Source organism: Paraburkholderia sp. SIMBA_053, assembly GCF_046534895.1.
In the GTDB taxonomy this organism is placed as follows: domain Bacteria; phylum Pseudomonadota; class Gammaproteobacteria; order Burkholderiales; family Burkholderiaceae; genus Paraburkholderia; species Paraburkholderia caledonica.
The window spans coordinates 75,079-88,949 of the sequence record NZ_JAWRXU010000007.1; the positions used below are offsets into that span (position 1 = coordinate 75,079).

Here is a 13,871-nt window from a genome sequence, read left to right on the forward strand (position 1 = left end):
ATGAGCAACGCGCAAACCGCGTCTTCCGGGCGGCGTCTCGAAGGCGAATTCGACTACATCATCGTCGGCGCTGGGACGGCGGGCTGCGTGCTCGCCAATCGCCTGACCGAAGATCCGGATGTGCAGGTGTTGTTGCTCGAAGCGGGTGGCAAAGACGACTATCACTGGATTCACGTGCCGGTCGGCTATCTGTACTGCATCGGCAACCCGCGTACTGACTGGCTTTATAAAACGCAGGCGGAACCGGGCCTGAACGGCCGCGCGCTTTCGTATCCGCGCGGCCGCGTCTTGGGTGGCAGTTCGTCGATCAACGGAATGATCTATATGCGCGGCCAGCGCGAAGATTATGACGAGTGGGCGCGCGTCACGAACGACGCGTCATGGTCGTGGAATTCCGTGCTCCCGGTTTTCAAACGCAGCGAAGATCACTACTCGGGCGAGAGCGAATCGCATGGCGCCGGGGGACCGTGGCGCGTTGAGAAGCAACGCCTCAAATGGAAGATTCTCGAAGAGTTTTCGAAGGCCGCGCAAGAGACCGGCATTCCTGCCACCGACGACTTCAATCGCGGCGACAACACGGGCGTTGGCTACTTCGACGTCAATCAGAAGCGGGGTATTCGCTGGAACGCTTCTAAAGCATTTTTGCGCCCCGCAATGAAGCGCCAGAATCTCACCATCATCACCGGCGCGCACACACAGCGCGTGGTATTCGACGGACGCCGCTGCACGGGCGTCGAATATCGCGGCAACGGAACAGAGTACTTTGCCAAAGCCCGTTGCGAAGTGATCCTGAGCTCAGGCGCCGTCAACTCGCCACAATTGCTGGAACTCTCCGGCATTGGTAACGGTGCGCGGTTGCAGAACCTTGGTATCGACGTAGTCAACGACCTGCGCGGCGTAGGCGAAAATCTTCAGGACCATTTGCAATTGCGCATGGCTTATCAGGTCGACGGTGTCCGCACACTCAATACCGCATCCGCGCATTGGTGGGGCAAGCTCATGATCGGCATGCAGTACGCGCTTTTTCAAAGCGGCCCGATGTCGATGTCGCCATCGCAACTCGGTGCATTCGCAAAGTCGGACCCCGACGATCGCTCGCTCACGCGTCCGGACCTCGAATATCACGTACAACCTCTTTCGCTGGATCGCTTCGGCGAACCGCTGCATCGGTTCAATGCATTTACGGCGTCGGTGTGCCAGTTGCGGCCCACTTCGCGCGGCAGCATTCATATTGAATCGACAGACGCCGCTGCACCGCCGCTGATCGCGCCGAACTATCTATCCACCGACTACGACCGTCATGTGGCCTCAAACGCGTTGCGTCTCACGCGTCGCATTGCCGCGGCACCGGCATTGGCCCGTTATCAGCCGCGGGAAATATTGCCGGGCATCGAATATCAAACCGAGGAAGAACTGCAGCGTGCAGCAGGCCTGGTCGGCACGACTATCTTCCATCCGGTCGGCACATGCAGGATGGGCACGACCGACGATCCCGGCGCGGTCGTCGACAACAGGCTACAAGTTATCGGTGTAGACGGACTGCGCGTGGTCGACGCATCGGTCATGCCTACCATCACATCGGGCAATACAAACTCGCCCACCTTGATGATCGCCGAGCGCGCGAGCGACATGATCCGCGAGGATCGGCGTGCGCGCGTGGCCGGCAGCCTTGCTGCGCATGCGGGTCAGGCCGTGTCGATGTCCGCTGTGTGACACGCATGGTGACGAGGGCGGCACGCGTTGCGTGTCTCCAGTCGGAGACTACGGTGCGCAATCGCTCACACGCGTCATCCACTAAGTGCAAATCCCAATGAATGCGCTGCATCATTGGCGCGACAATGGCAGCCATGCTGCGTGTGGCCCCAAGGATTACCGTCCGGATTGGTGCACCACGCCAACGAGCGAGCACGGGGTGCCGCCGTCCAAAAAGTCGCGCAGGGTTTCGCGCGTAAGATCGTAGTGCTTCGCCTTACTCCGTATGGAAGGGAACATGATTCTCGGCGATACGATTCTCGAAACGCGCGGCCTCACTCGTGAGTTCAAAGGCTTCATTGCCGTGAACGGCGTGAACCTGCGCGTGCGCCGTGGCTCGATCCATGCGCTGATTGGTCCAAACGGAGCGGGCAAGACCACGTGCTTCAATCTGCTCACCAAGTTCCTCGAGCCGACGGCGGGCCAGATTGTCTTCAACGGCGAGGACATCACGAATGAGCGGCCGGCGCAGATCGCGCGGCGCGGCATCATCCGCTCCTTTCAGATTTCCGCTGTATTCCCGCATCTGACGGCATTGCAGAATGTGCGCATCGGTTTGCAGCGGTCGCTCGGCACCGCGTTCCATTTCTGGAAGAGCGAGCGCACGCTGCGCCAACTCGACGACCGCGCAATGGATCTGCTTACGCAGGTCGGTCTGACTGATTTCGCCGACGTGTTGACCGTTGAACTCTCATACGGTCGCAAGCGCGCGCTGGAAATTGCCACGACGCTCGCGATGGAGCCTGAGCTGATGCTGCTCGACGAGCCGACGCAAGGCATGGGTCACGAAGACGTCGACCGCGTCACGGCGTTGATCAAGAAAGTGTCGAGCGGTCGCACGATCCTGATGGTCGAACACAACATGAATGTGATCGCAGGCATCTCCGACACCATCACTGTTCTGCAACGCGGTGAAGTGCTCGCCGAAGGCAGCTATGCAGAAGTGTCGAAGAATCCGCTCGTGATGCAAGCCTATATGGGCAGTGCCGACGCGGCGCTCGCCGGAGCCCACGCATGAATACAATTGCCGAGCGCGAAAGCCTCGAAGTCAGCGGCACCGCGGCGGGTGCGCCCGCGCTGGAGATCGCGGGTCTGCAGGCGTGGTACGGAGAGTCCCATATTCTGCACGGCGTCGATCTGACGGTGGACCGCGGCGAGGTTGTCACGCTGCTTGGCCGCAACGGCGCGGGGCGCACCACGACATTGCGCGCGATCATGGGCCTGACCGGACGGCGCACGGGTTCGATCCGCATCGGCGGACGTGAAACGATCAACCTGCCCACGCATCGCATCGCGCATTGCGGCATCGGCTATTGCCCCGAAGAGCGCGGGATTTTTTCGAGCCTCTCGTGCGAAGAGAATCTGCTGCTGCCGCCGCCCGTTGGCGACAAGGCGCACATGATGTCGCTCGAAGAAATCTATTCGATGTTCCCGAACTTGCAGGAGCGTCGCATGAGCCAGGGCACGCGGCTCTCCGGCGGCGAACAGCAGATGCTCGCGGTCGCGCGTATCTTGCGCACCGGCGCGAGTCTGCTTCTGCTCGACGAAATCTCGGAAGGACTGGCGCCTGTCATCGTGCAGGCGCTTGCGCGCATGATCGTGACGCTCAAGGCGCGGGGCTACACGATCGTCATGGTCGAACAGAATTTCCGCTTTGCCGCGCCGCTTGCCGACCGCTTCTATGTGATGGAGCACGGTGCGATCGTCGAGCACTTCGGGGCAAGTGAACTCGAAAGCAAGATGCCGACACTGCACGATCTACTGGGCGTATAGATAGCGCGCGCCCAATTGCCTCTGATAACCACAAGCGATGAACCAGGAGACAGGAATGAAAAAGAACCCACTCGCGCGGCTTGCTTCAGTTTGCTTCGCGGTCGCCGCCGGCGCCGCTATCACGATGAGCAGCGCGCAAGCGGCTGACGATGCGGTAAAGATCGGCTTCATCACGGATATGTCGGGGTTGTATGCGGATATCGACGGTCAGGGTGGCCTCGAAGCCATTCGCATGGCCGTCGCGGACTTCGGCGGCAAGGTGAACGGCAAGCCGATCACGGTGCTGTACGCGGATCACCAGAACAAGGCCGATATCGCCGCTTCGCGTGCACGCGAATGGTTCGATCGTGAAGGTGTCGATCTGCTGGTCGGCGGCACGAACTCGGCAACGGGTCTTTCGATGAACACCGTCGCCGGTGAGAAGCACAAGGTCTACATCAGCATCGGGGCGGGCGCCGACACGCTGACCAACGAGCAATGCACGCCGTACACGATTCACTATGCGTACGACACCACGGCGCTCGCGAAGGGCACGGGCTCCGCGGTGGTGAAGCAGGGCGGCAAGACGTGGTACTTCCTGACCGCCGACTATGCATTCGGCAAGGCGCTCGAAAAGAACACCTCGGACGTCGTGAAGGCGAGCGGCGGCCAGGTGCTGGGCACGGTGCGCCATCCGTTGTCGGCGTCGGACTTCTCGTCGTTCCTGCTGCAGGCGCAGTCGTCGAAAGCGCAGGTTCTCGGTCTCGCCAATGCGGGCGGCGACACGATCAACTCCATCAAGGCCGCGAAAGAATTCGGCATCACGAAGAGCATGAAGCTCGCTGCGTTGCTGATGTTCATCAACGACGTGCATAGCCTCGGTCTCGAAACCACGCAAGGCCTCGTGCTGACGGATAGCTGGTACTGGAACAAGGACGCGAACACGCGCAAGTGGGCACAGCGCTACTTCGACAAAATGCGCAAGATGCCGTCGAGTCTGCAAGCCGCCGACTACTCGGCGACGATGAATTATCTGAAGGCCGTGCAGGCAGTCGGTTCGACGGACGCCGACAAGGTCATGGCGCAACTGAAAAAGACCAAGATCGACGACTTCTACGCGAAGGGCTACATCCGTCAGGACGGCAGCATGATCCACGACATGTACCTGATGCAGGTGAAGACGCCGGGAGAATCGAAAGAGCCGTGGGACTACTACAAGATCACCGCGACGATTCCCGGCGAGCAGGCGTTCACGACGAAGTCGGAAACCCGCTGCGCGCTGTGGAAATAAACGCGGGTTGAAGAGCTGACTGACGGCTGGCTGTCCGCGCGCGGGCGGGCAGCCGTCCGTTTCGGTTCTTTTCGTATGCCGCGCGCGGCCGGCGTCATGAGCGCTTGTCGCGTGCCGGCCGGATCGTGCACAACCGATCTCACCCTGACGATGGGTTAAGGCTTCAATGGACATCTTTGGCATTCCGCTTCCCGCGATGTTGAGCCAGTTGCTGCTCGGGCTCGTGAACGGCTCGTTCTACGCAATTCTGAGTCTTGGTCTTGCGGTGATCTTCGGCTTGCTGAACGTGATCAACTTCGCGCACGGCGCGTTGTTCATGCTCGGCGCGATGCTCGCGTGGATGGGCTTCTCATACTTCGGCGTGCCGTATTGGGCGATGCTGGTGCTCGCACCGCTGATCGTCGGCCTGTTCGGCGTCGCGATCGAACGCTCGATGCTGCGCTGGCTTTACAAGCTCGACCATCTGTATGGCCTGTTGCTCACGTTCGGGCTCACGCTCGTCGTCGAGGGCGTGTTCCGGTCTATCTATGGTTCGTCGGGCCAGCCATACGACGTGCCGTCCGCGCTGTCGGGCGCGACCAACCTCGGCTTCATGTTCCTGCCGAACTATCGCGCGTGGGTGGTGGTGGCGTCGCTGATCGTCTGCTTTGCGACGTGGTTCGTGATCGAGAAGACCCGGCTGGGCGCCTATCTGCGCGCCGGGACCGAGAACCCCAAGCTGGTCGAGGCGTTCGGCATCAACGTGCCGCTGATGATCACGCTCACTTACGGCTTCGGCGTGGCGCTCGCCGCGTTCGCCGGCGTGCTGGCCGCGCCGGTTATCCAGGTTTCACCGCTGATGGGCCAACCGATGATCATCACCGTGTTCGCGGTAGTGGTGATCGGCGGAATGGGTTCGATCATGGGTTCGATTCTCACCGGACTGATGCTCGGCGTAATCGAAGGACTGACTCGCGTGTTCTATCCGGAAGCGTCGGCGACCGTTGTGTTCGTCATCATGGCGCTCGTGTTGCTCGTGCGTCCGGCGGGTCTCTTCGGCAAGGAAAAATGATGCAGAGAAAAGTACTCTACGGTTTGCTGCTGGTGGTGCTGCTTGCGGTGCCCGTGCTCGGCATCTATCCGCTCTTTGTCATGAAGGTGATGTGCTTTGCGCTTTTCGCGGCCGCGTTCAATCTTTTGATTGGCTACACGGGCTTGCTCTCGTTCGGGCACGCGATGTTCCTAGCCTCGGCCGGCTACATCACCGGCTATGCGATGCAGACGCTCGGCTTCTCGCCCGAGCTCGGAGTGCTTGCCGGCACGGCGTCGGCGACGCTCCTCGGCTTCATCGTCGGCATCTTCGCGATCCGGCGTCAGGGCATCTATTTCGCGATGGTGACGCTCGCACTCGCGCAGATGGTCTACTTCGTGTTCCTGCAAGCGCCGTTCACGCATGGCGAAGACGGCCTGCAAGGCGTGCCGCGCGGCAAGCTCTTCGGCGTGCTGGATCTTTCGTCGGATGTGACCTTGTACTTTGTTGTGCTGGCTGTGATAGTGCTCGCCTTCCTGCTGATCGTGCGCATCGTGCATTCGCCGTTCGGTCAGGTGCTGGTCGCGATCAAGGAGAACGAGCCGCGCGCGGTGTCGCTTGGCTACGATACGGATCGCTTCAAGTTGCTAGCGTTCATTCTGTCGGCCGGACTTGCAGGACTCGCGGGCTCGCTAAAGGTAGTGGTGCAGGGCTTCGAGACTTTGAGCGACGCTTACTGGACCATGTCCGGCCTGGTGGTGCTGATGACGCTTGTCGGCGGCATGGGCACGCTGTTCGGACCGCTGCTTGGCGCGGCGCTGATTGTCGCACTCGAGGATCGGCTCGGCGATATCGGTGGCGCGCTCGCGTCGACAACAGGCATCGAGTGGTTCCGTTCGCTGGGTGAGTCGGTAACGATCGTGACGGGCGTGATCTTTATTGCGTGCGTGCTCGCGTTCAGGCGCGGGATTGTCGGCGAGATCATCGCGCGCGTGCGGCCGCTGCGCGCGTGAGAAAGCGGTCACACGAATCGTTGCTTCGGCATCCGATCTAATTTCGCTGCTATGCAGTATGACGTCGGCAAACCGCTTGAGCCCTTATTTTTATGTATCGCGCCGCATCGCCGGTTAAACTTGCCCCAATTCAGTGCCGCAGTGCACCACTAGGGTAATTGCTAGTTGTGGCACGCTGGGTGCTCGTTTAACCTTCATGCAGTTCTGATGAACCACGAATTTGCAGGTGGAGAACGAGGAGACATGAGGCACTAAGTGCCCACACGAAAGCGCTGTTGGATTGATATCCAACAGCGCTTTTTATTTTGCTTTTTTGATTTACCTCGTTCAATTCCTTCGCTAAATCGGTGACCTGTTTTATGTCTCCGATAATTGCTCGATTTCCCACGCTGGCGCCCTGCAAAGTGCTTGCCGCGTGCGGCTCACGTCCGCTACACTCTTTATTCACCGACCGCTGGGTCGGGATTTAAATTGCGAATTTAATCTGAATTGTTTTAACGGGGCATAGAGGAGCGGGATGAAGTCGGCATTGCGTTGGATCAGTGCGGCATTGGTCGCCACGGGCATTTCGGCTGCATGGAGCAGCCATGCATTTGCAGATGTGAAAATCGGCGTCACTGTGTCGGCAACGGGCCCGGCCGCATCGCTAGGCATTCCGGAGAAGAACACCGTCGCGCTGCTTCCAAAGGAAGTGGCCGGTCAAAAAATCGAATACATCGTGCTGGACGACGCGACTGATTCTACTCAGGCCGTCAAAAACGCCCGCAAGCTCACGAGCGAAGACCATGTAGACGCGCTGATCGGGTCGACCGTCGTGCTGAATTCGCTTGCCATGATCGACGTCGCCGCTGAAAGCACCACGCCGGTGATCTCGCTTGCGGCCGCGGCCAGCATTGTTGAGCCGATGGATGCCAAGCGCGCGTGGGTGTTCAAGACGCCGCAAAACGACATTCTCATGGCTACCGCCATCGCGCAGCACATGTCCAATCATGGCGTGAAGACGGTGGCGTTCATCGGCTTCTCCGACGGTTATGGCGAAAGCTGGTTCAAGGAATTCAGCAAGGCCGCCGATCTGGCAAAGATCAAGGTTGTTGCGAACGAGCGCTTTGCACGTAACGACGCTTCCGTCACCGGTCAGGTGTTGAAGATCGTGTCGCAGAACCCGGACGCGGTGTTGATCGCAGGCGCCGGCACGCCTGCCGCGTTGCCGCAGAAGACGCTCCGCGAACGCGGCTACAAGGGCAAGTACTATCAGACGCACGGCGTCGCGAATAACGATTTCCTGCGCGTGTGCGGCAAGGATTGCGAGGGCACCTTTCTGCCCGCCGGCCCGCTGCTCGTTGCTGAGCAACTGCCCGATTCGAATCCGGTGAAGAAGAGCGCGCTCGCCTATAAGCGGGCGTATGAAGCCGCCTATGGCGCCGGCTCCGTGTCCACCTTCGGCGGTCACGCATGGGACGCTGGCCTGCTGCTGCAACGCGCTATTCCGCTCGCACTGAAGAAAGGGCAGCCCGGCACGCCGGCGTTCCGCGAGGCGCTGCGTGCAGCGCTCGAAGGAACCAAAGAGTTGCCGGCGTCGCACGGTATCTTCAACATGAGCGCGAACGACCATGCCGGTCTTGATCAGCGGGCGCGCGTCATGGTGGAGATTGTCGGCGGCAAGTGGAAGTTGTCCGGCGACTGAGCGAAGGCAAAGCGATAGGGGACCTCATAACAAAAGACGCGTGCAGTCCGACGCGTCTTTTTTATTGCCCGCTTCGCACGAGACATGTGGCTATGCGGCTTCAGGACAAACCCGCATTTGCGTTGCAGTCTATTGACCGTCAACGATGCACAACGCAATACTACTAACATGTTAGTGTTTTGTGTCCGCCGGCTCGGCGAGGCACTCAGGAATCGCAGCAGCAGGCAGTGACGGCAGGCAGCAGGGAGTGACATAAAAGACGGAGAAGGCACGTGTGTTCAGCAGGGAAAACCATGCTTGGCACACCCGGATCCGATAACTAGATTCAGACACCCGGCCCATGAGCCGGATAACAGATACGCGCTTCGCAGCGTTTGGAGACTTGCAATGACAAAGACAAAACAATGGGTACGCACCGGCATCGCGATGGCGTTGATGTGCGGCGCGGGCGCCGCCATCGCTCAGGTGAAGATCGGCGTAACGCTATCCACTACGGGGCCGGCTGCATCGCTCGGGATTCCTGAAAAGAATACGATCGCGTTGCTGCCGAAGGAGATCGGCGGCAAGACGGTGCAGTACATCATCCTCGACGATGCATCGGACACCGGCAAGGCCGTGCAGAACACGCGCAAGCTGATCGACGAAGACCACGTCGACGCAATTATCGGCTCGACCGTCACACCGAATTCTCTCGCCATGCTCGATCCCGCTTCCGAGGGCAAGACGCCGGTGATCTCGCTCGCCGCGTCTGCCGCGATCATTTCGCCAATGGACGCGAAGCGTGCGTGGGCCTTCAAACCGCCGCAGAACGACAGTCTGATGGCCGACGCAATTGCTGATTACATGGAGCATCACGGCGTGAAGACGGTGGGTTTCATCGGCTTCGCGGATGCATACGGCGACAGCTGGAACAACGTGTTTACCGCGGCGGCGAATGCACACAATCTGAAGATCGTTTCCAACGAGCGATTCAATCGCACGGACGCGTCGGTGACCGGCCAGGTGCTGAAGACAATGGGCGCCAATCCCGACGCGGTGTTGATCGCGGGCTCCGGTACACCATCGGCGCTGCCGGCGAAGACGCTTAAGGAGCGCGGCTACAAGGGCAAGGTTTATCAGACGCACGGCGTGGCCAACAATGACTTCCTGCGCGTTTGCGCCAAGGACTGCGAAGGCGAGATTCTGCCGGCTGGTCCGATCCTCGTCGCCGATCAATTGCCCGAATCGAATCCGGTGAAGAAGTCCTCGCTGGCTTATAAGGCTGCGTACGAGAAAGCGTATGGCGCCGGTTCGGTCGCGACGTTCGGCGGGCACGCATGGGACGCCGGCCAGATGCTGCAGCGTGCGATTCCCGAAGCGCTGAAGACCGCACAGCCGGGCACCGAGGCATTTCGCGTGGCACTGCGCAGCGCGCTCGAAAGCATCAAGGAACTGCCGGTCTCGCACGGCATCATGAACACGACGACAACCGACCACAACGGCCTCGACAAGCGCGCACGCGTGATCGTGCAGATCGTCGACGGCAAGTGGAAGCTGCAGAACGACTAATACAAAAGCGGTACGCGCCTCTCGCGAAGTGCGGCATATGACGCCGCATTGCCATTGTGTTCAACGACAATGGCACCGACCGCCGCGCCGTGCTCCAGCGCGGCGGTCGTCTTTCAGGCATTGCGGTTCGATGGACGGCTGAGGGTTGCGCCGCCACGACTGTTTCCAGTTTCGATTTCGACGCTTCAGGACGAGGAAGTATGGATCTATCAATTGCGGCGATCCTCGCGCAGGACGGCATCACCACGGGCGCTATCTACGCGTTGCTCGCGCTCGCGCTGGTGCTGGTGTTCTCCGTGACGCGGGTGATCTTTATCCCGCAGGGCGAGTTTGTTTCGTATGGCGCGCTCACGCTCGCCGCGTTGCAAACACAGAAATTTCCGGCCACTTGCTGGCTGCTGATGGCAATGGGGGCCGCGTGCTTCGTGGTCGAAGTGGCGGGGCTCGTACGGCACGCCGAGCGGCGGCGGCATGCGGCTCGCACGCTGGCTCTGCTGGTCGGCAAGTATCTGCTGTTCCCGGTCGCGGTCTACGCGCTCACCCAAGGCGTCTTCCTGCATCCACTGCCGATGATCGCGCAAATCGCGCTGACGCTGCTGATCGTGATTCCGATGGGCCCGTTCGTTTACCGGCTCGCGTATGAGCCGATCGCCGAAGCGACCACGTTGTTGCTTCTCATCGTCGCGGTGGCGGTGCACTTTGCGATGGTCGGTCTGGGCCTCGTGATGTTCGGCGCGGAAGGCTCGCGCACCACGGCGTTTTCGGACGCGACGTTCAATGTCGGCAGTCTGTCGATTTCAGGCCAAAGCCTGTGGGTCGTCGGGACAGCGGTTGTGCTGATCGGCGCGCTGTATCTGTACTTCGACCGCTCGATTTCAGGCAAGGCGTTGCGTGCGACATCGGTGAATCGACTCGGTGCGCGCCTCGTCGGTATCGGCACGACGCAAGCGGGGCGCCTCGCGTTCACGCTCGCAGCGGGCCTCGGCGCGCTGTGCGGAATCCTGGTGGCACCGTTGACTACCATCTACTACGACTCGGGCTTCCTGATCGGTCTGAAGGGCTTCGTGGGGGCGATTATCGGCGGGCTCGTCAGCTATCCGCTGGCGGCGGCCGGTTCGATCCTCGTCGGCCTGCTGGAGTCGTATTCGTCGTTCTGGGCGAGTGCCTATAAGGAAGTGATCGTGTTCACGCTGATTATCCCGGTGCTGCTCTGGCGCAGTCTTGCTAGCCCGCACGCTGAAGAGGACGAGGAGTGACGCGATGAAACGGATCATGAAAAACAAGTTCTTCTGGCTGTTCCTCGTCGTCCTGTTCGCCTTGCCGGTGTTGCCGCAGCCGATTCACGTGCCTGAGTATTGGGTCACACTGCTGAACTACATTGGCCTCTATTCGATCGTGGCAATCGGGCTGGTGCTGCTCACCGGCATCGGCGGGATGACGAGTTTCGGGCAAGCCGCGTTTGTCGGCATCGGCGCGTATGCAACTGCGTACCTGACGACGCGCTTCGGTGTCTCGCCCTGGCTTGCGCTGATCGCCGGGGTGCTGGTGACGGCGCTGATCGCCCTGATTCTCGGCCTCGTGACGATGCGCCTCTCCGGCCACTTTTTGCCGCTTGGCACGATCGCATGGGGGCTGTCCCTGTTCTATCTATTCGGTAACCTGGAGATGCTGGGCAAGTACGACGGCATCAACGGAATTCCAGTGCTGAATGTTTTCGGTATCGATCTCGAGTCCGGCCGCCATATCTATTACCTGATCTGGCTGGTCGTGCTCGGCGCGGTCGTGTCGGTCCAGAATCTGTTGAATAGCCGGCCGGGGCGGGCCATTCGCGCTTTACGCGGCGGCGGCATGATGGCTGAAGCAATGGGTGTGAATACGGCGTGGATGCGCGTGGTCATCTTCGTGTACGCCGCGGTGCTGGCGTCGGTTTCCGGCTTTCTGTATGCGCACTTGCAGCGCGCGGTGAACCCGACGCCTTTCGGTCTGAATCACGGCATCGAATTCCTGTTCATGGCCGTGGTGGGCGGTGTGTCACATGTTTGGGGCGCGGTGCTCGGGGCGGCAATCCTCACCGTGTTGCAGGACTATCTGCAAACGCTGCTGCCCAAACTGTTGGGCGAGAACGGCAACTTCGAAGTGATCGTGTTCGGCATTTTGATGGTGTTGTTGCTGCAATATGCGCGGCAAGGCGTGTGGCCGTTCGTCGCGCGCTTTTTCCCGCGCGGCCCGCGCGCGCATCTGCCGGATCAGGCGGAAGCTTTGCCGCAGCGCAGCAAGCCGACGGGCGGTGAAAACCTGTTGACGGTCAACAAGGCTCGCAAGCAGTTCGGCGGGTTGGTCGCGGTGAACGACGTTAGTTTTGAAGTCAAAGCAGGGCAGATCATTGGCCTGATCGGACCAAACGGCGCCGGCAAATCAACCACGTTCAATCTCGTGACCGGCGTGCTCCAGGCGACGAGTGGCGAGATCACCTTCCGGGGCGAGCGCATCGACGCGCTGAGTTCACGTGAAATCGTCAAGCGAGGAATTGGCCGCACCTTCCAGCACGTCAAGCTGCTGCCCGGCATGACGGTGCTGGAGAACGTCGCGATTGGTGCGCACTTGCGCGGGCATGCGGGCGTCTGGCGAAGCATCGTGCGTTTGAACAGCGTGGAAGAAGCGCGCTTGATGGCCGAAGCCGCCCGCCAGATCCGCCGCGTCGGCCTTGAACAACACATGTACGACGAAGCCGGAAGCCTGGCGTTGGGTCAGCAGCGGATTCTGGAAATCGCTCGTGCGCTGTGCTGCGATCCCACCTTGCTGCTGCTGGACGAACCGGCAGCCGGCCTGCGCTATCAGGAAAAGCTGCAACTGGCCGATTTGCTCCGTCGGTTGAAGGCGGAAGGCATGAGCGTGCTGCTCGTCGAGCACGATATGGATTTCGTGATGAATCTGACTGATCGACTCGTCGTGATGGAGTTCGGCACGCGTATCGCCGAAGGATTGCCGCAGGAAGTGCAGCAGGATCCGGCGGTGCTCGAAGCGTACCTTGGCGGAGTGGAGTAATGGAGAACCTCATGAATGTAGCTGCACCCATTCTCGACGTGAACGGGTTGTCCGTCCGATACGGCAAGGTCGAGGCGCTCCACGGCGCTGCCATCAAGGTGCGAGCCGGGCAAATTGTGTCGGTAATCGGTCCGAACGGGGCGGGCAAGTCCACGCTGCTGAACGCCATCATGGGCGCTTTGCCGACCACTGGTCATGCCAAGGGCGCGGTCGTGTATCAGGGCGAGGACGTCAGTGCGGTGCCGGTGGAAAAGCGCGTGGCTCGCGGCATGTGCCTGGTGCCTGAGAAGCGCGAGCTTTTCGCGTCGATGAGTGTCGAGGACAACTTGGTTCTCGGCGCCTATCGGCGCAAGCGAGCGGGTGAGCGCAACTTTCTTGACCAGATGGAGCCGGTGTTCCAGCTGTTTCCGCGTCTGAAGGAACGCCGCAAGCAGGCAGCCGGAACGTTGTCCGGTGGCGAGCGGCAGATGCTCGCGGTCGGGCGCGCTTTGATGGGCAAGCCGGATCTGCTGATGCTGGACGAGCCTAGCTTGGGGCTCGCGCCGCTGATCGTGAAAGAAATTTTCCACATCATCAGCGCTCTGCGTCAGACCGGGGTGGCGACGCTTCTGATCGAACAGAACGCTCGCGCTGCTCTGCAGATTTCGGACTACGGTTACGTTCTAGAGACCGGCGAGCTAGCGCTGGAGGGGGCGGCATCTGACTTGGCACAGAATCCTCGAGTGATCGAAACCTATCTGGGGCTAGCCAAAAAGGCAGCCTAGTCAAACGCATGTG

General features: G+C 60.6%; 11 protein-coding genes. All 11 read left to right on the forward strand.

What is annotated here, in order from left to right:
• The 11 genes from SB753_RS21430 to SB753_RS21480 all read left to right on the forward strand — a co-directional run bounded on the left by SB753_RS21430 (nucleotide 1) and on the right by SB753_RS21480 (nucleotide 13,858).
• Nucleotides 1–1,713, forward strand: coding sequence for a GMC family oxidoreductase (locus SB753_RS21430; RefSeq protein ID WP_410801704.1), 1,713 nt, complete (start codon nucleotides 1–3; stop codon nucleotides 1,711–1,713).
• A 277-nt stretch (nucleotides 1,714–1,990) separates the two neighbouring features.
• Nucleotides 1,991–2,770, forward strand: coding sequence for an ABC transporter ATP-binding protein (locus tag SB753_RS21435; RefSeq protein ID WP_020067407.1), 780 nt, complete (start codon nucleotides 1,991–1,993; stop codon nucleotides 2,768–2,770).
• A complete protein-coding gene (locus SB753_RS21440; protein ID WP_087752410.1) occupies nucleotides 2,767–3,525 on the forward strand; it encodes an ABC transporter ATP-binding protein in 759 nt (252 codons plus the stop codon). Before SB753_RS21435 ends, SB753_RS21440 begins: the two co-directional genes overlap by 4 nt.
• Before the next feature lie 55 nt (nucleotides 3,526–3,580).
• Nucleotides 3,581–4,795: an ABC transporter substrate-binding protein gene (locus tag SB753_RS21445; protein ID WP_410801706.1), complete on the forward strand. Its 1,215-nt coding sequence runs from the start codon at nucleotides 3,581–3,583 to the stop codon at nucleotides 4,793–4,795.
• Nucleotides 4,796–4,961: 166 nt separating this feature from the next.
• Nucleotides 4,962–5,846: a branched-chain amino acid ABC transporter permease gene (locus SB753_RS21450; protein ID WP_020067410.1), complete on the forward strand. Its 885-nt coding sequence runs from the start codon at nucleotides 4,962–4,964 to the stop codon at nucleotides 5,844–5,846.
• On the forward strand, nucleotides 5,846–6,817 hold the full coding sequence (locus tag SB753_RS21455) for a branched-chain amino acid ABC transporter permease (RefSeq protein WP_179214161.1): 972 nt from the start codon (nucleotides 5,846–5,848) through the stop codon (nucleotides 6,815–6,817). Before SB753_RS21450 ends, SB753_RS21455 begins: the two co-directional genes overlap by 1 nt.
• 517 nt (nucleotides 6,818–7,334) lie before the next feature.
• The gene (locus SB753_RS21460; RefSeq protein ID WP_410801708.1) at nucleotides 7,335–8,501 is read left to right on the forward strand and encodes an ABC transporter substrate-binding protein; all 1,167 of its coding nucleotides are present in this window, start codon (nucleotides 7,335–7,337) and stop codon (nucleotides 8,499–8,501) included.
• A gap of 387 nt (nucleotides 8,502–8,888) precedes the next feature.
• Nucleotides 8,889–10,049 (forward strand): ABC transporter substrate-binding protein, encoded by a 1,161-nt coding sequence (locus SB753_RS21465; protein ID WP_088176204.1) that lies wholly within the window; start codon nucleotides 8,889–8,891, stop codon nucleotides 10,047–10,049.
• A 200-nt stretch (nucleotides 10,050–10,249) separates the two neighbouring features.
• A complete protein-coding gene (locus SB753_RS21470) occupies nucleotides 10,250–11,305 on the forward strand; it encodes a branched-chain amino acid ABC transporter permease (protein WP_027776909.1) in 1,056 nt (351 codons plus the stop codon).
• A 4-nt stretch (nucleotides 11,306–11,309) separates the two neighbouring features.
• Nucleotides 11,310–13,094 (forward strand): ABC transporter permease subunit, encoded by a 1,785-nt coding sequence (locus SB753_RS21475; RefSeq protein WP_087752414.1) that lies wholly within the window; start codon nucleotides 11,310–11,312, stop codon nucleotides 13,092–13,094.
• A gap of 11 nt (nucleotides 13,095–13,105) precedes the next feature.
• On the forward strand, nucleotides 13,106–13,858 hold the full coding sequence (locus tag SB753_RS21480) for an ABC transporter ATP-binding protein (protein WP_087752415.1): 753 nt from the start codon (nucleotides 13,106–13,108) through the stop codon (nucleotides 13,856–13,858).
• Nucleotides 13,859–13,871: the final 13 nt, after the last annotated feature.